Source organism: Bordetella sp. N (assembly GCF_001433395.1).
Classification (GTDB): domain Bacteria; phylum Pseudomonadota; class Gammaproteobacteria; order Burkholderiales; family Burkholderiaceae_B; genus Bordetella_C.
Map to the genome: position 1 here is coordinate 1,782,058 of NZ_CP013111.1, position 22,722 is coordinate 1,804,779.

Here is a 22,722-nt window from a genome sequence, read left to right on the forward strand (position 1 = left end):
GCGTCGGGGGCCACGCAGGGCCCTCACATCAGAATCGCGTTCGCAGTGTCAGCATGACGCTGCGCGGATTGCCGTAGTAGCCGACGGACTGGTAATACGTCTTGCCGAAAGCATTATCCACGGTGACGGTGGCGCTCGTCTTGGGGTTGATCTGATAGCCGACCTGCAGGGATGCCGTCAGATATCCCGGCGTATTCACCGTGCTGGACTTCAATGCGCTGGATGCCAGGATGCCCGCGCCGATATTGAATTTCTCCAGCACCGATCCTTGCTGGAAACGGTAATTGCTCCACAGCTTGATATTGTGCTTGGGCGTGACCATGGAAAGATCGTCCTGCTCGGTTTCGTAATGCGGGTCCAGGAAGGTGTAGCCGGCGCTGAGGTCCCAACCGGGTAGCGGCGACCCGCTGATTTCCGTTTCGAAGCCGTTCATGTCGACGCGGCCGGCCGCGCGGTAATAGAACACGTCGCTGACGTAGTACGCGCGATTGCGGTCCTGCAGCCGGAAGATGGCCGCCGACGTATTGAGCTTGCCATCGAACAGGCTGCTCTTGACCCCGGCCTCGTACTGCCTGCCGCTGCGCGGAGGCAAGGGCGAACCGCTGGCGCTGAGTTGCGATTGCGGCACGAAGATGTCCGAATAGCTGGCGTACAGCGACGTATCCGGCGTCACCTTATAGATCAGGCCCGCGTACGGCGTGAATTTGTGGGTCTCCGAGCCAGGAGATTTTTCCATGTCGGGCGTGGTGCCGTAGTCGCCGATACCCGTGTACTGCTTGTAGTTGGACACCCGGCCGCCCACCACCAGGGTCAGCGGATCGAGCAGTTGAAACCGCCCCTGGCCATAAAGGCCGAACTGCTCCGTGCGAACCTTGTACACGCCGGTATAGGGCAGGGCCGGCTCTGGCAAATGAACCAGCTGGTCGAAGTCGATGGTGCCGCCGTCGACATTGGAATAATTATCCTTGCTGTCGAGCCGGTCGTAGTTCGCACCGATCAACAGACGATGCGTGCCGCCGAACAAGTGGAAAGGCCCGCTGAAATTGACATCCGCGCCCGCCCAGCCGAACTCCGTCTTGTCGGCGGCCGGGAAATAACTCACGGTGTTGTCGGCCCTGTCGACGTCCGTATAAACGCCCACGTACTTGGCGTCATTGGTCGAGTGCCTGTAGCGGAAACTGGCGCGCCCCTTCCAGTCGTTCTGGAAGTTGTGATTCAGCTCGATGAAGCCTTCTTCGGTATTTTGGTGGGCGCTGCTCCAGTCCGGAAACGGATTGGTCCTGGGCGAGATGTCCAGCAGGCTGCCGTCGCTGTAGGCCGGCAGCTGCGACATGATGCCCTTGCGCACATCGCGCTGCACGGTGCCGGACACGGACAGCAGGGTGGAGGGATCGATGTCGTATTCGACGATGCCATACAGCATCGCGGACTGAGCGTTGGAGTTGCCGTAGAAATGGTTCTGGTCCGTGCCGGCGATGACCGCGCGGCCGCGCAGCGTTTGCGACTGGTTCAGCGCGCCGGAGACATCGAGGTCGGAATGATAATAGTCCCACGATCCTGCCGAGATACTTCCCGACGCCTGGAAATCCGCGGTGGGGCGCTTGCGCGCGAAGTTCACCAGCCCCCCAGGTTCACCGCTGCCTTCCAGCAGACCGGCCGAGCCGCGGATGATTTCGATGCGGTCGTACATGGACAGGTCGAACTGCGGGGCGCCCACGTTGAGCGAGCCGTACGAGGGAATGCCGTCCAGTTCGGACGACAGGGCGTAGCCGCGCGCGTAGTACTGATTGTTCAGATACGGATTGTCGTTGATCTTCGTCGTGATGCCGGTGGCTTGCTGCATGGCATCGCGGATGGTCGTCATGTTCTGATCGTCCATCCGTTGCCGGGTGATGACGCTGACCGATTGCGGGATATCCAGCAAAGCCGTTTCGCCTTTGCCCAGCGTTACGTTCTTGGTCGTGTAGGAGCCTGAACCCTCGGTCCGCGCGTCCGCCGATTCGGCGGTCACGGTCACCGTGGACAGCGTCGTGGTGTTGGCCGCCGCCGGCGGACGAGACAGGGACAAATTCTTGCCATCACGCTTGTATTCGATGCCGGTGCCCGCCAGCAGGCGTTGCAGCGCCTGGTCCACCGTCAGGTTGCCCGATACCGCGGGCGCATTCACGCCTGCGACGATATCCGGCGAGTAGGCCAGGGACAGCGAATATTGATTCGCCAGTTGGACCAGCGCGCTACCCAGGGATTGAGCGGCGATGTTGACGAAGGCGGGCGCCTGGTCGGTTGGCGCGGCATGCGCCGTCGGCAGCAATGCCATGCACAGGGCGGCGGTGAGGGCGGTCAGGCCATGCGACAAGGCGTGGCGTTGCGGCGAGGCGCCGGACGGCGCCAGGTAATCAGCGTTGCGGGAATTCACGAAAATGTCCAGGGCTAGGGCGCGAAGGGTTGCTATGTCATTGGCTGGCGCTGAAAGCAGCGGGCCTCACAACACGGACGCCATGGCGGTGCGGATCCCTGATGGAAATGGCCAAGATAATTGAAACAGAATGTATTCTCATTCTCATGCCGGGCTTGCCCGACCGGGCATGGTGTATCAGCTAGGGTTGGATTCACCGGCGCTGGATAAGGGCGCTACCGTCGTCCTGGCGCCGCACTTGCACCGCCGCGATATTGGGCAGCAGATCCAGAAAAGCCTGTGTGTTTTCGACGCTGAAGACGCCTGCCACGCGGATATCCGCCAGCGAGGCATCGTCGAGCCGTATGGGGGCGGGCGCATAACGGTTGATCTCGGCGACCGCGTTGGCCAGCCGGGTATCGCGGAAGACAATGCGGCCCTGGCGCCAGGCCAGCAGGGACGCGACGTCCGACTGCTCCATGGCATTCAGGCCGCCGCCCGCGCGGTTGCGTATCGATTGCCCCTTGGTCAGGGCGGCTTTGTCGCGGCGCCACCAGGGCCCGTCGGCGACCTCGACAGAGCCCGATTCGACGGCGACCAGCACGGCATCGCCGTCGCGGCGCACATCGAAGCGCGTACCCGTGACGCGCACCGTGGTGGCGCCCGCCTGCACATAGAAAGGCCGGTCGGCGTTGTGACTGACCGTGAAGGCCGCTTCGCCGGCCGCCAGTTCGACCAGGCGGCGGTCGCGATACATGCGCACGGACACGTTCGTATCGGTGTTCAACTCCATGACCGAATCGTCCGGTAGCGCGACCTGGCGGCGTTCGCCATGCCCGCTTGCGAAAGGCTGGTCAAAGGAGGGCGCTTCCAGCAGGGGAGGCAGCCATACGCCGGCCGCCACGGCGGCCGCACAGGCGCCGCCCAGTCCCAGGCCCAGCACCAGGCGACGGTTCGGCCGCGGTGCCCGGGGGGCAGCGTGGTGGCGTGTTTCTTCTTTCTGGAACGGCTTGGTCGTCGGCGCGGCACCGTCGCTCATCAAGGCTCGCAGCCTGTCCGCGGGGATCAGGTTGGCGGCATTCCAGATGCCCTCGGCGCGGCGGTATTCGAGGTCATGGGCGGGATCGTTGTGGCGCCAGGCTTCGAATTGCTGCCGCTCCGCGGCGCTCATCGTGTCCGAACGGACTCGCGCGAACCAATAGGCCGCGGCATCGCGGGGATCGGTCAGGCTGTCCGGATGGAGAGGCTCGGTCATGGCGCGGGGTTCGGTGGGCAGAAACTGTGTAATTGTTCGCGAATTTCCCGTGTCGCGTCCATGATGTATCGCTCCACGGTATTCAGCGCGACACCCAGGCGCTGTGCGATCTCAGGTTGTGTGTAGCCTTCCAGACGATGCAGGATATAAGCCTGGCGCTTCTTCAGAGGCAGCCGTTCCAACGCCTGTTCAAGCGCGTGCAACAGTTCGCCGGTGCGCAGGTCGGACTCCGGGCTGGCTAAGAGCGGATGGTCCTGATCGGCAAGCGCTTCCAGCGGCACGGTTTCATGGCGCGATTGGCGACGAATCTCGCTAACCAGCCGATTCTGCGCGGCGCGATAGAGATAAGCCTTGGGATTCAGTGCAGCCGCAGGGTCTTGCGCCATGACCCGAATGATGGATTCCTGCGCCGCGTCCTCGGCGTCATGCCGTCGCGAGTTTCCCTTGACCCATGTCCCGACCAGCTCGCGGTAGTGGGCGAGCCATCCGGATTCGGAGGGGCGGCGACGAGACATGAGGATGACGGCGAGGGGATAAGCGGCAAGGCAAGAAAACGGCCGGCCGAATATTAACAATAGTTCTCATTGTCATCCAGGTATCTTTGCGTTTGGCGTCGGCCGGGACCTGAGTCGCTGAGCGTGACCAGACCGTGCAGCAGCATGGCCCGGCTATTTCGCCGGGCTGCCGCTGCCCATCAACCCCGACAATGTGTAGTCGTCGATCTTGTCGGTGGCCGAGTTGAAGTCCGTATAGCACTTGCCCTTGTTATACGAAAGACTATTCAACAGGCTCGTCAGGACGGGAATCTGCTTGGGGAGTTCGCTCTTGCTGGTCTGCAGGTTCAGGGCGACGTAGCCCTCACGGCCCAGCGTGAAGGTGTTGTAGTTGACCGCCGGATCGCCGTCGGTCGAATCACCCGACAGTTTGAGTTCGACGGCCCATACCAGGCGGTGCTTGGCGGCGTCGTATTTCGGCGCCTGCAGCCAAACCGGGGCTTGCGCCTCCGGCATGCCGCGCGCGCGGCGCGCTTCATTCTGCTTGCGCGTATTCGCGCCCATGGTTTCCAGCAGCTTGCCGGCATCCCATTGCTTCCTGTTGTCATCCCGGATATGACCATCCTGCTGCAGGAAAACCGGAATGATCCATTGGGCTTCCCCGCCGACAGGCGATATGAAAAAGCCCATCAACGAGTCATCGGCCGCATTGCCCCAGGCCTGCATGAGCCGCTGGGCTTCCGCGCGCGGGACGAAGTCCACGTTCGGCGGAAGCGTAATCGTCGCCTGATCGCCAAGACGGACCACGCCGCTATGCTGGGCAGCGCGCGCCGCGGCGTTGCCGGCCTCATTGATCTCCTGTTGGGCGGCGTCCGATTCCGCGAACGGGGTGGAGCTGTAAGCCACCGTCGCGCAGGCGAGGGCAAAAGCGGCAAAGATCTTGGCGGGCACAGCATTACCTCCAGTGGAATTTTGATCCGAATGATTGTTGAGGTCGGTCGCTGACAATTTTATGAATCCCAGGGCATGAGATGTCGCGGGATGTAATACGCGCGGCAATCGGCATAAGGCTTGCACCCTAGAAGCTTTGCCCAGTTTCAAGGAGATTCGCATGCCCACCTCCAACAATGATCCGCGCAATGCGCAGCCCACGCCGCCGTTTCCCGCTCAGCACCAGAAGCCTCCTGGTGAAACGGGTCCCATGAATCCGCAGCCGGATCACGGCGAGCAGTCCTATCGGGGCAAGGGGCTGCTGAAGGGCAAGGTGGCGCTGATTACCGGCGGTGATTCGGGGATAGGGCGCGCGGTAGCGCTTGCCTATGCCCGCGAAGGCGCGGATGTGGCGATTTCCTATCTGAACGAGGATGCGGACGCACAAGAGACGGCCCGATTGGTGAAAGAAGCGGGCCGTAAAGCGCTGTTATTGAAAGGCGACATCTCTGCTCGTGACCTCTGCGGCGCCATCGTCGACAAGACGGTACAAGCCTTCGGCCGACTGGACATCCTGGTCAACAATGCCGCCACGCAGCCGATCCACCGCAAACTGGAGGACATCCGGCCCGAAGAGGTGGAGCAGACGTTTCGCACCAACGTCTTCGCGATGTTCGACCTTTGCCAGATCGCCGCGCCGCATATGAAGCCCGGCTCGTCCATCATCAACACCACGTCCGTCAACGCAAAAATCCCGAATGCCGAGATGCTCGTCTACGCCACGACCAAGGGCGCCATCGCAACCTTTACCGCGGGCCTGGCCAAGCTGCTGGCGCCGCAGGGCATACGTGTGAACTGCGTTGCGCCCGGCCCCATATGGACGCCGCTACAGCCATCCACAAAGTCATCTGAAGAAATCGAGAAATTAGGATCCGCCACACCGCTGGGACGCGCGGGCCAGCCTGCCGAGGTCGCGCCACCTTATGTCTTGCTGGCGTCGGATGAAGGCCGTTACATCACGGGGGCAATGATCCCGGTCACGGGCGGGATGCCGATGCTGTAAGGGCTGCAGGGCTGAACTCAGAAAAAGCCGGTCGCGGGCAAGGCAGTCTGGTTGACGGAATATTGCTCGTCGACGACGACCTTGGTGCGTGCGGCCGCCAGGGCAACGTCGTGGCCGCTTCCGGGGATGGCCGCCTGCATTGCCTGGTCCATGATCTGGCCGGTCTCCTCTACCGTGGTGCGCGCAGCGAAGTCGAAGCTGGACAGGCGTCCCACGGTCCGCAGGAACAGGGCGTCGTCGGCCGGCTGGTCCTTGATGTAGTAGAACGGGTTCTTGCGTTTCGCCAACAGGCGCGTGGCGTCGTCATGCACGCGTTTGACGATGCCGGCGCCGGCGGAAGACGCCAGTTCAGTAAGGACGGGCCTTAAGAGCCCACGCGGCCGCATCTCCGCAGCGATCATGCTCTTTTGCATGTTGGATTTCTTCACTTGAAACCCTGTCAAACGCCGCGGAACGAAGTCAGGTAGACCAAGTGGAGCGGGGCGATCGACCCGGACGTCAAGGCCGCCGTCGGGAGCATCCTGATCTCCGCCTGCAGTCACAGAGGAGATCGGACCGCCTTGCGCGCGGACCTCGGCTACGGCGAGCCGGGCGACCAGGGTGCGCAGTTCGGCATCCCCCAAGATTGCAATATCGCTTTCCGTAATTTCGAGCATGGTCCTCTGCACAAGCAGTTAGTTCTTACGGTAGAGTCCGGCTAGCAAGCAGCGAGAATACAGGTCTGGGAGACAATCAGTGAAGATAGGTCTAAATGACCTTCTATTACCCAAACCAAATCCACAATCTCGCCTGGTCGTTTGATGAATGATGAAATTCCACATTCAATCAACTCAGACTCTATAGGTGGTAGTCGAGCCAGTCGGAACGGGCGCAGAGCCGGTGCACCAGCCGGGATCAGGGAGAATGGGGCGCTACCGGCCGACGCTACGGCGCCAATAGCTGGCAAGTCTGCACAATGCGATCTGACATCAGATCGCGCAATGAGTCATCGAGGATTTCTTTGATGTCCTGATAGGTATCCTGGAATCGGGCAAGGAGATGATCGATCCGTTCATTGGCCTGAGTTTCGGAGCGCAGGCCAAATGCCTTCCAGTCCGCGACTGCCGCTACACGACTGATTTCCGGATTTCCGCGGGATAGCCGCATGGCCAGTCTATTCGGCGTGAATTCCACGTTGGGAACGACGTCATAGGCCGGCGCGAGCCGCCATTGCTCCTTGGACTGATCGAACACAATGGCGTGGTTCCGAGGGTGGTCATCGTCATTGCCGATCAAGGCGTTGAAGATCATGCGATCGAAAATTTCGAGGGCGTCTTCATGCGGCGCGCCAATCTGGATTAACGTGTGAGCCAAGTCGGGATATGTCCAAGCAGGCTGATCGGCGACGCCCCCTAGTGCGGGGTATTCGGTCTGCAAGAGGGACGCCGCGCTGAGGGTCATCAGTCGACGCCCGTCCTGGCGATCAAAGCGTTTGGAGAGAAAGAGGCTAAGAGGCGATGTCTCTCCGGCGGGTATCAGTCGGGTATCCGCGAAATCTAAACCAGCAAGCGTGCCCCAGGCCTGGACCGCGTGCTCCAAGCGAGGAATGTCCTGGGTGTCAGATGCCAGAATGGGCTTGACCAACCAGAAGGCACCGCCATCCTTGATGGCTTCCCTCACGACAGCTTTGGGTCGTGCGCCCCCCATGCTTGGGGTCGCCACCAGCCGGCGGCGTAGCTCTGGGCGGATCGCAGGGCGATGCATTTGCATCGCTTGGAGCTCCGCCGCCAGATCTTGAATCAACGATATGGGCGGCGTGGCGATTTGCGCTGCTGGAGGTTTCTTCCCTGTTCCGATGGCGATCGCGCCCCAACGATCGGAGTTCCCGGCCAGCATCAGGTATTCGACTTGGGGGGCGAACTCACTGATTCCGAACTCTCGCTGAATTAGCGCGCGCCCCCATGCGTCCGGGCAGGCGTCGCGCAGTACGTCATGAAGACCGCCATAGCGAGTTGCTGCGTACTCTACGCCGGCGGTGAGAGGAAGGTTGACCGGATCGAGGCTCCACGGTAGTCCAGCCTCCAAATAGCTCGGCGCGTATTGAAACAGGCCTACACCCGTGCCATCGCGCCGATAGCGGCCGACCGTTACCCAAGAGCCGTCGTCGGGTCTTTGCAGGTAGATGAAAATTGGCTTAGAAGTAGTCATCGTCTTTCGGGGTTTTCGGCGCTCTTGCGCGCGGGCTTCCTACGATCAACTGTTCGCCAGGGTGGGGGACGGCCAAGTCAAGCACGCCGAGCGCACTCAATGCCGCCAAATAGCTGCCGACGCTTACGGCGGGGTCTCCGGCCTCAAGGCGACGCAGCGTGCTCAAGGAGATTCCGATCCGCCCACAAAAATCCCCGGCAGTCACTTTTGTTCGCACGCGCTGGGTACGGATGATCTTGCCCCACTGGACAAGCCTGGATACCACTCCGGCGCTCAAGAAAGGGGCAACGACAATCTTTTTTGGCATTTTGAGTTGTTCATAGATCACGCTTTGACAACCATAATACATGATCTTTGAACGACTTCAAGGAGACTTCTGAGCTTTCTAAACCCGCGGCCGGATTCCGAGCGTGCGGGATACCTCGGGCCAAGCTATCTTCAGACTTGTTAATAGTTCAATGATCCTTGTATTATAAAACCATGAATGAAGATCAAGCTGTCTCCGCTCTCGGTGCCCTCGCTCACGCCCAACGCCTTCGCGTCTTCCGCGCGCTGGTCGTTGCCGGCCCGGCGGGGCTGAATCCGAGCGTCATTGCCGACCAGCTCGGCATCGCCCGCAGCGCGCTGTCCTTTCACCTGAAGGAGCTGGCACATGCACATCTGGTTTCGGTCGAGCAACAAGGTCGCAACCTGATATACCGCGCCGATTTTTCCTGCATGAACGGTTTGCTTGGCTATCTCACCGAGCATTGCTGCGAAGGTGCGGCGTGTGACAGAAAAACTGCCCTATGAACAAAGCCTCAGAACTCGCGATATCGGATCTGCCGAACCTCGACACCCGTTTGGTGGACCTCGATATCGCCAGCCGTTTTCCGACAGCGGGCCGCGATGCGCCCCGCATTCTCTTGCTGTATGGCTCGTTGCGGGAGCGTTCGTTCAGCCGCTACACCACAGAGGAAGCTGCTCGGCTGCTAACCGCCTTCGGGGCGGAAACACGAATCTTTAATCCTGAAGGGCTGCCGCTGGCAGATGGTGCACCGGAAGATCACCCGAAAGTGGCGGAGCTGCGCGAACTGGTGCAATGGTCCGAAGGCATGGTGTGGTGTTCGCCTGAGCGCCACGGGGCAATGACAGGGCTCATGAAGACGCAGATCGACTGGATACCGTTGTCGATGGGCGCGGTTCGGCCGACCCAGGGCAAGACGCTAGCCGTGATGCAGGTCAGCGGCGGATCCCAATCGTTCAATGCGATGAACCAGATGCGCGTGTTGGGCCGCTGGATGCGCATGTTCACCATCCCTAATCAATCCTCGGTTGCCAAGGCATTCCTGGAATTCGACGAAGCAGGGCGGATGAAGCCGTCCGCTTATTACGATCGCATCGTCGATGTCATGGAAGAGTTGGTGAAATTCACGTTGCTGACGCGCGGGATGAATTCCTACCTGGTTGACCGCTACAGCGAACGCAAAGAATCGGCCGAAGCACTGTCCAAGCGCGTCAACCAGCGGGCCATCTGATGCAATTCCACAGCCGCCGCCGCGTCGTCCTGGGCATGGGGGCACCCAGCGGGCGCTGCGATCCTGCTCGCATTGGGCGCTCCGGCTGCGTCAGCCTTCGTCCTACTGCATGGCGCCGGCAACGGCATCCTGACGATCGCCAAGGGCACGCTGCCGCTGGCGATCTTCGGGACGCAGGGCTATGGCATGCGCCAGGGTGTGCTGATGGTTCCGGCCAGGCTGGCGCAGGCATCCGCGCCGTGGTTATTCGGCATTTGCGTCAGCCGCTGGGGCGTGGGTGCGCTGTGGGTCACGGCAGTGCTTGGACTTTGTAGTTATCTGGCGTTGGTGATGCTCAAGATGCCGGCGGAGAGACTGCCGGAGGGCCAAGTCGGTGCTAATCGATAAAGGAATGGATCGTGCATGCAGGGGCAATCCCGGCACACGATGAAACGAAGGGTGGGCCATGAACAGCCTGATCGGTCATTTCGCGCCATATCTAACTTTACATAATATACATTATGCGCCTTACATAAGTTCCTTCGAGGGCAGGTTCACCGATCCAGGTCTGGCTTTGCTTCCGGGCCTTATCCCCTTGGCCACGCCGGCTGTCAAAAGAAAAATCGATCGAGCTGCATCCAAATCGTCATCTCGTGTGTAGACCTATTGATGCTCCCGTTTTCGAGACATCAGGTCCAACAAACCGCCACAGGAGATTTGCCATGAAACGCATCGTCTTATTCAGCTTGATCGCTCCCGTCGTAGTCAGTGCTTGCGCCAGCAACACGTCGACGAATGCCCCATCGCCCCCCGTGGCCGACGCCGTCAAGGTTCCCGACGGCCATCGCGTCTCCATGCAAACCGTCGGTAAAGGAGAAATCCTGTATGAGTGCCGCGAAAAGAAAGACGCCGCTGGCCAGTTCGAATGGACCTTCGTCGGACCCGACGCCATTTTGACCGACCGCTCAGGCAGCGCCGTCGGCAAATACTACGGCCCCCCTGCCACCTGGGAATCCAACGATGGCTCCAAGGTGACGGCGACCCAGGTGGCCGTATCACCCGCCGGCACGGGCAATATTCCTCTGCAACTGGTCAAGGCGAACCCCGCCACGGGTGCCGGCGCCATGCAAGGCGTGACCTATATCCAGCGCCTGGCGACCCAAGGCGGCACCGCTCCCACCGCCCAATGCACCATGGCCACCAAAGGCGCCAAACAGACGGTCAAATATCAGGCCGACTACATTTTCTGGAAAGCCTCTTGACACAAACCCACGCCAAAGGCATTTTCCTGAAGGCGTAGTCCATCTTCGGCGGCGTGCTTCTGCATGCCGCCGAGCGCTTCTCAGGGGTGCCAGTGCAGGAAAAGACGGACCAGTTCGACTACGAATCATTGATTGCCGCATGCCGTCGACAGGATACGGAGGCATTGCGGCGGCTCTACGAACAAGACGCCGCCTACCTTCTAGGCGTGGCTCAGCGCATCGTGCGCGACCGCCAACTGGCTGAAGACGTACTGCACGATGCCTTCGTGAATGTCTGGACCCAAGCCGCGACCTTCGACGCAAGCCGCGGCTCTGGCCGCGGATGGATCTTCAGCATTGTCCGTCACCAGGCACTCAACACCATTCGGCGCCAGAGCAAAGAAGTCGATGTCGACGAGGACACGCTTGAGGCTCATATGAATACCCACGCTACACAGCCCCCCAATCCATTCTCGTTCGAAACCGACCCGTTGATGCGCGGCCGTTTGTCCCATTGCCTGGAACAGCTGGATGCTTCTCCCCGAGCCAGTATCCTGTACGCATACATCGACGGCTGCTCCCATAGCGAAATCGCGGAACGCCTGCGCTCACCACTGGGTACAGTGAAAGCATGGGTACGTCGAGGTCTGCAATCCCTGCGGGAGTGCATGGAATGACGCCGGAGGAACTCAGCGCCCTCGATGAACTTGCCGGCGAGTACGTCCTCGGTACCCTGTCCTGGGAACGCAGGCAGGAAGTCGCGGCACGACTGCCGCATGAACCGGTTCTGGCCGCGCTGGTCGCCCAATGGGAAACGCGCTTGCAACCGCTGGCCGACACCGTGGCGCCGCTTGAACCCTCCCCACAAGTCTGGCAGCGCGTAAGCCGAAGCATTTCCGCCGGCCGGCAGGCGTTTTGGCGCCGCTGGTGGGACGACATCCGCGTCTGGCGCCTGGCCGCGGGTGCCGTGACCTGCGCGGCGCTGTTTCTTGCCGTTGCGCTGGGATTCAAGCTGGGCGCACCCACGGCACCGCCCCGCTTCGTCGTCGTGCTCGCGTCTCCGTCGGATAAAACGCCGGGCTGGCTGGTACAGGCCAGCGCCGATCAGAAGTTGCGCCTGATCCCGCTGAAACCGGAGTCCATGCAGGCAGGCAAGGCCTTGCAGCTCTGGACCAAGGCCGACAGCTGGTCCGGCCCGGTGTCACTGGGATTGTTGCGGCCTGGAGAATCCGTCGAAGTCCCTATCGACAAACTGCCACCGCTGCAGCCCAATCAGTTGTTCGAGATTACGCTTGAACCGCCGCAAGGTTCACCCATCGACCGGCCTACCGGGCCAATTCTTTCGATCGGGCGTGCCGTGGCGACGTAGTGCATCAAGGCGTCAAACGACCTACAAAAAATACAATGGAGACAAAAAATGAGCATACGCACGAAGTGCGCTGCCGGCGCACTGCTGGCGATGATCGCCGTCGGCGCACAGGCCGAAGTCATCCGCTTTGAAGTACTTCAGACGTCGCCGGCCTACGGCGGCCGCACCTTCGGCGACGTCGGAGCCTACGAGAAACTGACGGGCCGCGCGACCTTCTCGGTCGATCCCTCCGATCCCCGCAATGCCGTCATCGCAGACATCGACAAGGCGCCCCGCGATGCCGAGGGCCGCGTCGAGGCCACGGCGGACGTCGTGATCCTGCGGCCGGTCGATCCGGCGCGTGGCAATCAGACCCTGCTCATCGATGTGCCCAACCGCGGCCGCAAGATCGGCCAGCAGCTTTTCGACGATGCCGCCAAGCCCAATAGCCTCGATACCGGCGATGCCGGCAACGGCTTTCTGGAACGGCAAGGCTATACGGTGGCTTGGATAGGCTGGCAAGCCGACCTGCCGACCAAGCCGGGTGAACTGGGACTCAAGTCACCGGTGCTCGCCGGTGTCTCGGGTCCGGTTCGCGAAGAAGTGATTTTCGATGACAGCAGCAATCCCGGGAAAGCGACGCTGCAGTGGCCGCTTGCCGATCCCTCCAGTCTGGCCGTCACGGTGAGGCAGCGCTGGAACGATGATCGCCAGACGCCCACCGACATGTCGGTCCGGGCCACCGGTGCGCAGACCATCGAGATACAGCGGCCCGCGCAGGGCTTCGATGCCGGCGCGCTCTATGAAGTGACCTACACCGCCAAAGACCCAGCCATATTGGGACTGGCCTTCGCGGCGACGCGTGACATCTCTGCGTTCCTGCGGCGTGATGGGACGTCGGCAAACCCGCTGGCGCGGGACGGCCATCCCACCATTCAACACGCCATCGGCTTCGGCATATCCCAATCCGGTCGCTTCCTGCGTGACTTCCTGCATTTGGGATTCAACGAAGACCTGCAAGGCCGCATGGTGTTCGACGGCTTGATGCCGCATGTCGCGGGCGGACGCCGTACGGCTGTGAATGTGCGTTTTGGCCTGCCTAACCGCAATGCCCGGCATCCCCAGGACCCGGGATGGCAAGTGGATGCGTTTCCCTTCACGTACGCCACGTTGACGGACTCCCTCAGCGGCCGCCGTGACGGTTTGCTCTTGCGCTGCCGCCTGAATGCGACCTGCCCCGTCATCATGCAGACGGATAGCGAAATCGAATGGTGGTCTTCGCGCGCATCGCTGGTGGTGACGGACCTGGCCGGCAATCAGCTGGATCTGCCGGCGGACGTGCGTATGTATATGCTGACCGGCACGCCGCACTTCTCTGAACCGGGCGAACGGATGCGCCGCCGGGACACCATGGCCCTGCCCGTCAATCCCATGCACAACGGCGCCGTCATGCGGGCGCTGCTGACGGACATGCAGGCGTGGATCACGACGGGCACACAGCCCCCTTCCAGCCGGGTGCCGATGCGGGCGGCCGGCACGCTGGTCGAGGCGGCCAATGCGGTCCCAAACAATATTCCGGGACTGCCCTATTCCGCCATCCACGGCCTGGCGAGTTTTATCGATCCCAAAACCATGCCGCCGCGGGAACTCGGCCACTACCCGGTCTACGTCCCCTTGGCGGATGCCGATGGCATCTCCATCGGCGGCGTGCGCCAGTTGGCGGTAGCGGTGCCGCGCGCAACCTACACTGGCTGGAATCCCCGTGCCGAAGGCTACGGTCCAAGTGCCCTCTTTCCCTTGTACGGCGCCGCGGTGCCCTTCGCGGCAACGCGAACGGAGCGCGAAGCCAACCATGACCCGCGCCGGTCGCTGGAGGAGCGTTATCCCACCAGCGCCGCTTATGTCGCCGAGGTGCAGGCCGCGGCCGATCGCCTGGTCGCTGAACGCCTGCTCCTGACCGAAGACGCCCAACGGGCGGTGGATCTGGCCAAGGAAGACAAGCTGTCGCAGTTGCACTGACGCCCGGCGGCGGCCAGGGCGTGAACGTCTTGAGCCGCCGTCGCGCATGCTAATCGTTGATCGATGTAAATTGGGTCGATCCTATCCCTTCGGACCGCCGCGATCCTATATGTCGCTTTCGGCCCCAACCAACACAGACAGTACGGAGACCATGCATGAAAGCCATCGTCGTTACGGATAACGGTTTGTCCCTGCAAGAAGTGCCGATCCCAACCGTGGGTCCCACGGACGTGTTGGTGCGCGTGGGCGCGGCATCGCTCAATCGCGCGGATCTGACCGTGGCGGCCGGACATCGGCACGGCAAGGTGGGGGGCCCCGGCACCATACCGGGCATGGAATGGGCCGGCGTGGTCGAGGCCGTCGGGGCCGAGGTGAAGCACTTCGCGCCCGGCGACCGCGTGATGGGCTCCGGCGGCGGCGGCTACGCCGAATACGCGGTAAGCGACTACGGCCGCGTGTACCCTCTTCCCAACAAGGACATGCCTTTCTCGGAGGCGGCGGTATTGCCGATCGCCTTGCAGACCATGCATGACGCGGTCGTCACCAATGGCGGCCTGCGCGCCGGCGAGTCCGTCCTGATCCAGGGCGCCAGCAGCGGCGTGGGGCTGATGGGCATGCAGATCGCCAAGGCGATGGGTGCCTCACTGGTCATCGGCACGGCGACCAACGCGGGCCGACGCGGGCAGCTCACCGGCTTCGGCGCCGATATCGCGCTGGATTCCAGCGATCCCGGCTGGGTCCAGGCCGTGCTCGACGCCACCGATGGCAAGGGTGTGAATGTGATCGTGGACCAGGTCTCAGGCCCGGTCATGAATGACAATATGCGGGCGACGGCCATCCTGGGCCGCATCGTGAACGTCGGCCGCCTGGGCGGCACGGATGCCGCTTTCGACTACGACCTGCACGCCCTGCGCCGGATCCACTATATCGGCGTCACCTTCCGCACGCGCAGCGTGGAGGAAGTCCGCGAAATCGGCCGCCGCATGCGCGCGGACCTGTGGCCTTTCGTCGAAACGGGCAAACTGAACCTGCCGATCGCGAAGGAATTCCCGCTGGCCGAGGCGGCCACGGCACTGGCCTACATGAAAGAAAACCGCCATTTCGGCAAGATCCTGCTGAAGCCTTGACCCAAGAGCGGCCACCGTATGGCAGCCAAAAAAGAGAGGTTTACTTCTCATTTTTGGTGATTTTCCACCAAAATGTGAGGTTTACTTCTCTTTTTTTCGCTTCAGGTGTACGCTTTTGCCATGGACAGCACCGCAAAAACCCTCGATCCCGTGGTCCAAGCCATTATCGATGGCCGCAAGGATCAGCGCGTTTCGCAGGCCGACTTGGCAAAGGCGGCCGGCATCAGCCGCCGTTCGCTCGTCGCCATCGAAAGCGCCTCCAGTGATCCTACGCTCGGCACCCTGCGCGCGCTATGCACCGCGCTGGGCTACGACTTAGCCGTACGTCCTTTCGGTGCCGCGCCCACGCTCGACGATATCCTCCGCGAAAATAACCAGCAATACGGTGGCCAGGGCGGGCCGAGCACATGAAACTCGACGTCTATGTCCAGCACCGGCTCGTGGGGACGCTCGACCAGACGGAAATCGGTCGTTTCGTGTTTACATATCTGCCCGACGCCCCGCGCGAACTGGCTGTCTCTCTTTTGATGCCGGTACGCGCTGAAAGCTGGGTCAGCCCGATACTCCACCCGATCTTCCAGGTATCGCTGCCCGAGGGAGCGCTGCGCCAGATCATAGAGCGAGTGTTCGCCAAGAAATTTGACCGCTTCGGCGATATGGAGCTGTTGGCCGTGTCCGGAGAGAATCTGGTCGGCCAGGTGCAGGTCGTCCCGAGCGGTGAAAAGCCCGCGAATCGCAGCACCCAGGACACGCTGGTCAATCTGCTTTCGCTCGACGTGAAAGTACTGGTCAAGCACTACCTTGGAGAAAACGCCCGGGAGTCGGGCGTCTCGGGCGGCCTCCCCAAGTTCCTGGCCAGAAGTCCCATTGAAAATGAGGGTGGCCGCGCCACGCTGTCCCTGGACAAGTGGATCGTCAAGCTGAACGATGCTGATCATCCCCACATTGTCTTGCTTGAGCATTTTGGCCAGATGCTCGCCAGAAATATGCAACTGCCAACCGCGGAAACGCTGCTCGCCGATGACCACAGCCGCTTGCTCGTCAAGCGATTTGATATCGGCCACAATGACAGGCGGTTGGGATTCGAGGATATGTGTGCGCTGCTCGGTCAGCCCGCGCGCGACAAGTTCAGCGGTTCGGTCGAGCGCATCGTGAAGACCATACGCGCGTATTGCCCCGGCTTCAGTGGCCAGCACAACGTCGACCTCTTCTACGGCCAATACCTTCTGGCGGCAGTGATCCGCAACGGCGACGCCCACTTGAAGAATTTCGGCTTGATCTATCAGCCGGGACAGCCACCGGGTCTTGCACCGGTCTATGACATGCTGACAATGGCGATCTACGCGCCCAGTGACACTGCCGGCGAGGCCCAGGACGGGATGGCGATCACCTTGGGCGGCACCAAGCGCTGGCCGGCGCAACGGGATTTCGATCTGCTTGCCCAAGTTTGCAGTATCGGGGCCGCGCGTCGACGCGAATGGTTGGATCAGCTACGCACGGCCTTGCTGTTGACCGGGGATAGCGTCATCGAATTCTGCGCCCAACATCCGGGACATGGCTTCATTGCCCAGGCAGCCCGTATGCTCGAATTATGGTCGATAGGGGTACGCCCCCTCGACCCGGCATGCGCGGATACGCTATTGACGAGATCCCAAGCGCTACATCAGGGGGCAAACGACACCCCTGACCAGCCGCCGCCCCCAAAACGCCGACGGCGGTCGATCATGGGCGGTATGTAATGTGTTTACCAGGAGTACAAGACTTGCGCGACGACGTTTCCACAGCAGCTTTCCAGGTCCGATCTAGCAAACCAGCCACGCGCCTGGCGCGGTCCGCCGCCCTCTGCGCGATGACCGCCGTCGCATCGTGGCTGCCCTTCCAGGCCAGCCATGCCGCCGGCTTCGACTGCAAATACGCGAAAACCCATGTAGAACACCTGATCTGCGCGCAGCCGGATCTGTCCAGGCTGGACGATCAGATGAAAGTGCTCTACGACAAGATTCAAGGCGAGACCGCTGGCCGTGACGGTGAAACGGGCGAATGGCGCGACCCGGTGGCCAAGGAACAAACCCACTGGCGCGAAACCGTGCGCGACCGCTGTCAGGACGCCGCCTGCCTGAAGTCCGCTTACGTGGACCGCATTGCCGCCATGAAAAAAACATGGGCTGAAGCTTTGGACCCGCAGGACAAATAAGGCGCACGCCGCTTGCTGTACGTCGCCGCGTCCTCGGCCCCTTGCACAGGAAACCGCATGCCCAAAGCCCCTACAACCACAACCCCCGCCACCGCCCTGCCCGTCGGCTTCGTCCAGGTGCGCGGCGCGCGTGAGCATAATCTCAAGGACGTGGACGTCCAGATTCCACGTAATGCCTTGGTGGTGTTCTCTGGGGTGTCGGGCTCCGGCAAATCCTCCCTCGCTTTCAGCACGATCTACGCGGAGGCGCAGCGGCGCTATTTCGAATCGGTCGCGCCCTACGCGCGGCGCCTGATCGATCAGGTGGGCGTGCCCGACGTCGACGCCATCGACGGCCTGCCGCCCGCGGTGGCTCTGCAGCAGCAACGCGGCGCCAGCAACGCCCGCTCTTCCGTCGGCAGCCTGACCACCCTGTCCAGCCTGATCCGCATGATGTATTCGCGCGCCGGCACCTATCCGGTGGATCAGCCCATGCTCTACGCCGAGGACTTCTCGCCCAACACGCCGCAGGGTGCCTGCCCGGTCTGCCACGGTCTGGGACACGTCTTCGAGGTGACCGAGGCCACCATGGTGCCGGACCCTTCCCTGACCATCCGCGAACGCGCCATCGCGGCATGGCCACCGGCCTGGCACGGACAGAATCTGCGCGACATCCTGGTGACTATGGGCTACGACGTGGACCGGCCCTGGAAGGACCTGTCCAAGAAAGACCGCGACTGGATCCTGTTCACCGAAGAAGCGCCCACCGTGCCGGTGTACGCCGGCTTCACGCCCGCCGAAACACGCGCGGCGCTCAAGCGCAAGACCGAGCCCAGCTATATGGGCACGTTCACTGGCGCGCGCCGCTACATCCTGCACACCTTCGCCAATACGCAAAGCGCCCTGATGCGCAGGCGCGTGTCCCGCTACATGGAAGGCATGCCCTGCTCCGCCTGCCACGGCAAGCGGCTCAAGCCCGAGGCGCTGGCGGTGACCTTCGCCGGCGTGGACATCGGCGAGTTCATGCAACTGCCCCTGGACCAGGCCGCGGCGCTGCTGGACCCTATCGCGCAAGGCGATTTCGGCGCCCATGCCGCCGGCGCCGGCACCAACAAGGCGGCCACGCGTCGCGACCGTGCCAGCCGCGCGACGTCCGGACGCGCTGTCCACGCCGCATCGCCCGACGTGCGCCGCACCTCCGCGCTGTCGGAAGAGAAACGCCTGGCGGCACAGCGCCTCGCCGAAAACGTGGTCGGACGACTGCGCTCCCTACAACAATTGGGACTCGGCTACCTGACCCTGGACCGCGCGACTCCCACATTATCCAGCGGCGAGTTGCAGCGTTTGAGACTGGCGACACAGCTGAATTCCATGCTGTTCGGCGTAGTCTACGTGCTGGACGAACCATCGGCCGGCCTGCATCCGTCGGACAGCCAGGCCCTGTACGATGCTCTGGACAAGCTACGCGACGCGGGCAACTCCGTTTACGTGGTGGAGCATGACATCGGCCTGATGCAGCGCGCGCAATGGCTGGTGGATGTCGGCCCCGAAGCGGGCGAGCGCGGCGGCCGCGTCCTGTACAGTGGTGAACCGGCGGGCTTGCGCGCCATCAACGAATCGCGCACCGCCCAGTACCTGTTCAACGACAAACCCGCGCCGGCCAGCGCCGGGCGCCACGCCACGGGATGGCTAAAACTGCAGCAGATCCATCGCCACAACCTGCACGGCGTGGACGCCCGGATTCCGCTGGGCGTGCTGACGGCGGTCACCGGCATCTCCGGTTCGGGCAAATCCAGCCTGATCGCGCAAGCCCTGCCCGAATTGGTGCTGGCGCATCTGGGTCAGGAGCCCGAAGACGAAGCGCCCGAAGCCGGCGCCGAGCAACCGGCGGTCATCGAGACCACGCAAGGTCATCTGGCCGGCGACGTCGACGTCATCCGGCGGCTGGTGCAGGTGGACCAGAAGCCTATCGGCCGCACGCCCCGTTCGAATCTGGCCACCTATACCGGCCTGTTCGACCATGTGCGCAAATTGTTCGCCGCCACGCCCGACGCGCGCCGCCGGCGCTACGATGCGGGGCGATTTTCATTCAACGTGGCCAAGGGCCGCTGCGAAACGTGCGAGGGCGAAGGATTCGTCAGCGTCGAATTGTTGTTCATGCCCAGCGTGTACGCCCCCTGCCCCACTTGCCATGGCGCGCGCTATAACGAGGCCACGTTGAAAGTGCGCTGGAACGACCGCAATATCGCGGAAGTGCTGCGCATGACGGTAGAAGAAGCCTGCGATTTCTTTGCTGGCGAAGAGCCGGTGCTGCGGTCCCTGCGCCTGCTGCGCGAGATCGGCTTGGGCTACCTGCGCCTGGGCCAGCCCGCCACGGAGCTATCCGGCGGAGAAGCCCAGCGCATCAAGCTGGCCACGGAGCTGCAGCGCAGCCAACGTGGCCACAGCCTGTATGTGCTGGATGAGCCGACCACCGGCCTGCATGCCTTCGACGTCGACCTCCTGATGGCGCAGTTGCAGCGCCTGGTGGACTTGGGCAACACGGTAGTGACGGTGGAACACGATATGCGCGTGGTGGCCCAGGCCGACTGGGTCATCGACGTGGGACCGGGCGCGGGCGCCGCGGGCGGCCGCATCGTCGCCGAAGGGCCGCCCGATGCGGTGGCACGCAGTAAAGACAGCGCCACTGCACCCTTCATCGCGGCAACGCTGGCCGCGCGGGGCCCGGCGGGCACGGCCTGACCACGAAGCGTCGCGGTAACGCGGCCGTGCAGCAACGCAGCAACCCGGCACCGCAGCAAGGCTGCGACCCTGCCCCTCATCCCCCGAACTGCTTAATGCAAACCACCGTCGGCGTGCAGATTGTCCCCCGTCAGCCAACGCGCATCGTCGGAAGCCAGGAACGCCGCCACATCGGCGATGTCCTGCGGCTTGCCGCCGCGCCCTAGCGGCGTCTGCGCGACCATCTGGCTTTCCATGTCCGAACCCGTGACGCCGGCGCTATGGGTGCCTTCGGTTTCGGTATAGCCCGGGCTTAGCGAGTTCACGCGGATCTTGCGCGGGCCCAGTTCCTTCGCCAGCACGCCGGTGATGGAATCGACCGCGCCCTTGGTGGCGGAATAGACCGCCGTACCCGGCGGCAATATCGTCGTGATGCTGGAGCTGATGTTGATGATGCTCGCGCCCTCGCCCATGTGCTTGACCGCGGCTTTGGTGGTCAACAGCAGGCCCAGCACATTGGTGTTGAAGTGGCGATGGAATTCCGCTTCGGTGATCTCTTCGATCGGCTGGAAGCCATAGACGCCCGAATTGTTGACCAGGATGTCCAGACCGCCGAACGTATCGACCGCCACCTGCACCAGCTTGGCCGTATCCGCTTCCTTGGTGACGTCGCCGCCTGCCGCGACAGCCCGGCCGCCGGCCTTCTCGATCTCCGCCACGACGGCATCCGCCCCTGCCCTGCTGCTGGAATAACCCACGACAACCGCGGCGCCGTTGGCGGCCAGCGTCTTGGCGATGCTTGCGCCGATACCCTTCGATGCGCCCGTTACCAGGGCGACTTTACCTTTGAGTTTGCTCATGGCTGATTTCCTTTAAGCGTCGCAGCGTGCGACTGAGCACATATTGTGCTGATTACACGAACAATATAGGATAAAAAAACAGCTGGAAATTACTCAGCCGCTTCGATGGCCTTGACGACATCCGCAAGCGTCTGCCGCGCCAGCCTTTGCTCGAACCCGTCCTGTGCCTCGCGCAGCACATTCGCCATACAGAACTTGATGTTCCGGCTCACCTGGCAATTTTCCGCCACCGAATAGTCGTGAAGCGCGAAGGCCTCCGGTGCCGCGCTGGCCCGATAGATATCGAGCAGCGTTATCTTCCCTGGTGATCTTGCCAGCTCACAAGCGCCGTTCTTGCCTCGCGTGGTCGTGACCAGCCCCGCTTTCGCCAGTTTGGAAATCACCCGGCGAACGAAACTGGGTTCGGCGTTCACGCTCTCCGCGAGCGCCGACGAACGCAAGGGGGTGCCTTCGTTGACCCCCAGCGCGGCCATCACATGCGAGGCAACGGAGAATTGAACATTGGTTTGCGACATGAATGTGATTATATAAATCACAATTAAAAAAGCAAGCCACCATTTGGGACGCGCTTGTCACCCGGATTCGCGCCGCGTGACGACATCGTGATCGTGTCTTTAGCCCGCCAGGTCCAGCACCTTGCTGCCGCCCCACGCGCCGGCCGTCCGCGTCGCCAGGACGAGCATCTCACCCACGCCGGGCGCGGCGGCGACGGGCGTGCCACCCGGGGCCCAGATCGTGCTGCGTCCCGCGCAGGCCCAGCCGCCCGTCATGCCGCCGTGATTCGCCAACAGGACGACCATGGCGTGGTCCGCGGCATATCCCGCCAGTTGGCGGCTTTCCGTGGCATAGGCGCCCTCGCTGATCACCGAGCCCACGGCGTAGACATCCGCATGGCCGGCCGCGGCGCTCGCCGCATGTTCGGGGTGTGTGGCATCCGCGCACACGCCCAGCGCCACATTGGCGCCGTCGAAACGCAGATGCGCACCGCCCTTGCCCGCGGTGAATACGGCTTCTTCGCCACCATGCAGGTATTGCTTGGTATAGACATCGGTCGACCCGTCCGGCCGCAGGATCAGGGCGCCGATCGATACGCCCTGTCCGTCTGCAGCCGAAGCAAGCAAAGGCGCGCCGACCACTGTCACCATGCCGGTCTGGCGCGCCAGATCGCGCAGAGGGTCCAGGTGAGGGTCATCCAGTCGCAACGCCAACGCACGGGCCACGCTCGGCTCATAGCCGGTCAGCGACAGTTCAGGAAACACCAGCAGGTTTACACCGTGATCCGCGGCCGCTTCCATGAAGCGCAAGTGGCGCTCGGTGTTCGACGGGATATCCCCCGCAAAGGAAATGGACTGCGCCGCGGCGATGGTGAAGGTCATGGTCTTTTCGAAGGGACGAAGTAAAAACCTGCGCCGC

At 62.5% G+C, this 22,722-nt stretch carries 23 protein-coding genes; 13 read left to right on the plus strand and 10 right to left on the minus strand.

What is annotated here, in order from left to right:
- Window positions 1-28: 28 nt before the first annotated feature.
- The 4 genes from ASB57_RS07645 to ASB57_RS07660 all read right to left on the minus strand — a co-directional run bounded on the left by ASB57_RS07645 (window position 29) and on the right by ASB57_RS07660 (window position 5,257).
- Window positions 29-2,416 (minus strand): TonB-dependent receptor, encoded by a 2,388-nt coding sequence (locus ASB57_RS07645; RefSeq protein ID WP_057651687.1) that lies wholly within the window; start codon window positions 2,414-2,416, stop codon window positions 29-31.
- 193 nt (window positions 2,417-2,609) lie between these two features.
- Window positions 2,610-3,650, minus strand: a complete 1,041-nt coding sequence (locus ASB57_RS07650) for a FecR family protein (protein WP_057651688.1) — start codon at window positions 3,648-3,650, stop codon at window positions 2,610-2,612.
- Window positions 3,647-4,165 carry an RNA polymerase sigma factor gene (locus ASB57_RS07655; RefSeq protein WP_057656000.1) on the minus strand — a complete coding sequence of 173 codons (519 nt, stop codon included), beginning with the start codon at window positions 4,163-4,165 and terminating at the stop codon, window positions 3,647-3,649. The genes ASB57_RS07650 and ASB57_RS07655 overlap by 4 nt, the downstream gene beginning before the upstream one ends.
- Before the next feature lie 153 nt (window positions 4,166-4,318).
- The gene (locus ASB57_RS07660) at window positions 4,319-5,257 is read right to left on the minus strand and encodes a DUF2167 domain-containing protein (RefSeq protein ID WP_082621437.1); all 939 of its coding nucleotides are present in this window, start codon (window positions 5,255-5,257) and stop codon (window positions 4,319-4,321) included.
- Between ASB57_RS07660 and ASB57_RS07665 the strand changes: the two genes are divergently transcribed.
- On the plus strand, window positions 5,256-6,137 hold the full coding sequence (locus ASB57_RS07665; protein WP_057651690.1) for a glucose 1-dehydrogenase: 882 nt from the start codon (window positions 5,256-5,258) through the stop codon (window positions 6,135-6,137). The two genes, ASB57_RS07660 and ASB57_RS07665, sit on opposite strands and share 2 nt — an antisense overlap.
- Window positions 6,138-6,154: 17 nt before the next feature.
- On the opposite strand, the gene ASB57_RS30960 is transcribed toward ASB57_RS07665, so the two are convergent.
- The 3 genes from ASB57_RS30960 to ASB57_RS07680 form a co-directional block, all read right to left on the minus strand.
- Complete coding sequence (locus ASB57_RS30960) at window positions 6,155-6,793, minus strand: hypothetical protein (RefSeq protein WP_156414085.1); 639 nt, start codon at window positions 6,791-6,793, stop codon at window positions 6,155-6,157.
- A 268-nt stretch (window positions 6,794-7,061) separates the two neighbouring features.
- Window positions 7,062-8,324, minus strand: coding sequence for a type II toxin-antitoxin system HipA family toxin (locus tag ASB57_RS07675; RefSeq protein WP_057651692.1), 1,263 nt, complete (start codon window positions 8,322-8,324; stop codon window positions 7,062-7,064).
- Window positions 8,311-8,652 carry a helix-turn-helix transcriptional regulator gene (locus ASB57_RS07680; protein WP_156414086.1) on the minus strand — a complete coding sequence of 114 codons (342 nt, stop codon included), beginning with the start codon at window positions 8,650-8,652 and terminating at the stop codon, window positions 8,311-8,313. Before ASB57_RS07680 ends, ASB57_RS07675 begins: the two co-directional genes overlap by 14 nt.
- A gap of 152 nt (window positions 8,653-8,804) precedes the next feature.
- Between ASB57_RS07680 and ASB57_RS30290 the strand changes: the two genes are divergently transcribed.
- The 12 genes from ASB57_RS30290 to ASB57_RS07740 all read left to right on the plus strand — a co-directional run bounded on the left by ASB57_RS30290 (window position 8,805) and on the right by ASB57_RS07740 (window position 20,470).
- Entirely contained in the window at window positions 8,805-9,116 is a 312-nt protein-coding gene (locus tag ASB57_RS30290; protein ID WP_082621438.1) for a helix-turn-helix transcriptional regulator, read from the plus strand.
- A complete protein-coding gene (gene arsH, locus ASB57_RS07690; RefSeq protein WP_057651695.1) occupies window positions 9,113-9,841 on the plus strand; it encodes an arsenical resistance protein ArsH in 729 nt (242 codons plus the stop codon). The genes ASB57_RS30290 and arsH overlap by 4 nt, the downstream gene beginning before the upstream one ends.
- Window positions 9,842-9,913: 72 nt before the next feature.
- A complete protein-coding gene (locus tag ASB57_RS07695; RefSeq protein ID WP_057651696.1) occupies window positions 9,914-10,228 on the plus strand; it encodes a hypothetical protein in 315 nt (104 codons plus the stop codon).
- A 314-nt stretch (window positions 10,229-10,542) separates the two neighbouring features.
- On the plus strand, window positions 10,543-11,082 hold the full coding sequence (locus ASB57_RS07700) for a DUF3455 domain-containing protein (protein ID WP_057651697.1): 540 nt from the start codon (window positions 10,543-10,545) through the stop codon (window positions 11,080-11,082).
- Between the two features lie 53 nt (window positions 11,083-11,135).
- Window positions 11,136-11,738 carry a sigma-70 family RNA polymerase sigma factor gene (locus ASB57_RS07705; protein WP_231755364.1) on the plus strand — a complete coding sequence of 201 codons (603 nt, stop codon included), beginning with the start codon at window positions 11,136-11,138 and terminating at the stop codon, window positions 11,736-11,738.
- Window positions 11,735-12,430, plus strand: coding sequence for an anti-sigma factor domain-containing protein (locus ASB57_RS07710; RefSeq protein WP_057651698.1), 696 nt, complete (start codon window positions 11,735-11,737; stop codon window positions 12,428-12,430). Before ASB57_RS07705 ends, ASB57_RS07710 begins: the two co-directional genes overlap by 4 nt.
- 48 nt (window positions 12,431-12,478) lie before the next feature.
- Window positions 12,479-14,428 carry an alpha/beta hydrolase domain-containing protein gene (locus tag ASB57_RS07715; RefSeq protein WP_197424991.1) on the plus strand — a complete coding sequence of 650 codons (1,950 nt, stop codon included), beginning with the start codon at window positions 12,479-12,481 and terminating at the stop codon, window positions 14,426-14,428.
- A gap of 155 nt (window positions 14,429-14,583) precedes the next feature.
- Window positions 14,584-15,555 (plus strand): zinc-binding dehydrogenase, encoded by a 972-nt coding sequence (locus tag ASB57_RS07720; RefSeq protein WP_057651699.1) that lies wholly within the window; start codon window positions 14,584-14,586, stop codon window positions 15,553-15,555.
- A gap of 120 nt (window positions 15,556-15,675) precedes the next feature.
- Window positions 15,676-15,966, plus strand: coding sequence for a helix-turn-helix domain-containing protein (locus ASB57_RS07725; protein WP_057651700.1), 291 nt, complete (start codon window positions 15,676-15,678; stop codon window positions 15,964-15,966).
- Window positions 15,963-17,294, plus strand: coding sequence for a type II toxin-antitoxin system HipA family toxin (locus ASB57_RS07730; RefSeq protein ID WP_057651701.1), 1,332 nt, complete (start codon window positions 15,963-15,965; stop codon window positions 17,292-17,294). Before ASB57_RS07725 ends, ASB57_RS07730 begins: the two co-directional genes overlap by 4 nt.
- Window positions 17,295-17,317: 23 nt before the next feature.
- On the plus strand, window positions 17,318-17,749 hold the full coding sequence (locus ASB57_RS07735) for a lysozyme inhibitor LprI family protein (RefSeq protein WP_231755365.1): 432 nt from the start codon (window positions 17,318-17,320) through the stop codon (window positions 17,747-17,749).
- Window positions 17,750-17,806: 57 nt separating this feature from the next.
- Window positions 17,807-20,470 carry an excinuclease ABC subunit UvrA gene (locus tag ASB57_RS07740; protein ID WP_057651702.1) on the plus strand — a complete coding sequence of 888 codons (2,664 nt, stop codon included), beginning with the start codon at window positions 17,807-17,809 and terminating at the stop codon, window positions 20,468-20,470.
- Window positions 20,471-20,562: 92 nt separating this feature from the next.
- Here the strand turns inward: ASB57_RS07740 and ASB57_RS07745 are convergent, their stop codons facing one another.
- The 3 genes from ASB57_RS07745 to ASB57_RS07755 form a co-directional block, all read right to left on the minus strand.
- Entirely contained in the window at window positions 20,563-21,309 is a 747-nt protein-coding gene (locus tag ASB57_RS07745) for an SDR family NAD(P)-dependent oxidoreductase (protein WP_057651703.1), read from the minus strand.
- Between the two features lie 89 nt (window positions 21,310-21,398).
- Complete coding sequence (locus ASB57_RS07750) at window positions 21,399-21,824, minus strand: Rrf2 family transcriptional regulator (protein ID WP_057651704.1); 426 nt, start codon at window positions 21,822-21,824, stop codon at window positions 21,399-21,401.
- Between the two features lie 99 nt (window positions 21,825-21,923).
- Entirely contained in the window at window positions 21,924-22,685 is a 762-nt protein-coding gene (locus ASB57_RS07755) for a carbon-nitrogen hydrolase family protein (RefSeq protein WP_057651705.1), read from the minus strand.
- Window positions 22,686-22,722: the final 37 nt, after the last annotated feature.

Coding starts and splice junctions, on each gene's coding strand:
- ASB57_RS07650 (WP_057651688.1), bottom strand. CDS start 3,650: ATGACCGAGCCTCTCCATCCGGACAGCCTGACCGATCCCCGCGATGCC.
- ASB57_RS07655 (WP_057656000.1), bottom strand. CDS start 4,165: ATGTCTCGTCGCCGCCCCTCCGAATCCGGATGGCTCGCCCACTACCGC.
- ASB57_RS07665 (WP_057651690.1), top strand. CDS start 5,256: ATGCCCACCTCCAACAATGATCCGCGCAATGCGCAGCCCACGCCGCCG.
- ASB57_RS07660 (WP_082621437.1), bottom strand. CDS start 5,257: ATGCGAATCTCCTTGAAACTGGGCAAAGCTTCTAGGGTGCAAGCCTTA.
- ASB57_RS30960 (WP_156414085.1), bottom strand. CDS start 6,793: ATGCTCGAAATTACGGAAAGCGATATTGCAATCTTGGGGGATGCCGAA.
- ASB57_RS07675 (WP_057651692.1), bottom strand. CDS start 8,324: ATGACTACTTCTAAGCCAATTTTCATCTACCTGCAAAGACCCGACGAC.
- ASB57_RS30290 (WP_082621438.1), top strand. CDS start 8,805: ATGAATGAAGATCAAGCTGTCTCCGCTCTCGGTGCCCTCGCTCACGCC.
- arsH (WP_057651695.1), top strand. CDS start 9,113: ATGAACAAAGCCTCAGAACTCGCGATATCGGATCTGCCGAACCTCGAC.
- ASB57_RS07700 (WP_057651697.1), top strand. CDS start 10,543: ATGAAACGCATCGTCTTATTCAGCTTGATCGCTCCCGTCGTAGTCAGT.
- ASB57_RS07710 (WP_057651698.1), top strand. CDS start 11,735: ATGACGCCGGAGGAACTCAGCGCCCTCGATGAACTTGCCGGCGAGTAC.
- ASB57_RS07715 (WP_197424991.1), top strand. CDS start 12,479: ATGAGCATACGCACGAAGTGCGCTGCCGGCGCACTGCTGGCGATGATC.
- ASB57_RS07720 (WP_057651699.1), top strand. CDS start 14,584: ATGAAAGCCATCGTCGTTACGGATAACGGTTTGTCCCTGCAAGAAGTG.
- ASB57_RS07725 (WP_057651700.1), top strand. CDS start 15,676: ATGGACAGCACCGCAAAAACCCTCGATCCCGTGGTCCAAGCCATTATC.
- ASB57_RS07730 (WP_057651701.1), top strand. CDS start 15,963: ATGAAACTCGACGTCTATGTCCAGCACCGGCTCGTGGGGACGCTCGAC.
- ASB57_RS07740 (WP_057651702.1), top strand. CDS start 17,807: ATGCCCAAAGCCCCTACAACCACAACCCCCGCCACCGCCCTGCCCGTC.
- ASB57_RS07745 (WP_057651703.1), bottom strand. CDS start 21,309: ATGAGCAAACTCAAAGGTAAAGTCGCCCTGGTAACGGGCGCATCGAAG.
- ASB57_RS07750 (WP_057651704.1), bottom strand. CDS start 21,824: ATGTCGCAAACCAATGTTCAATTCTCCGTTGCCTCGCATGTGATGGCC.
- ASB57_RS07755 (WP_057651705.1), bottom strand. CDS start 22,685: ATGACCTTCACCATCGCCGCGGCGCAGTCCATTTCCTTTGCGGGGGAT.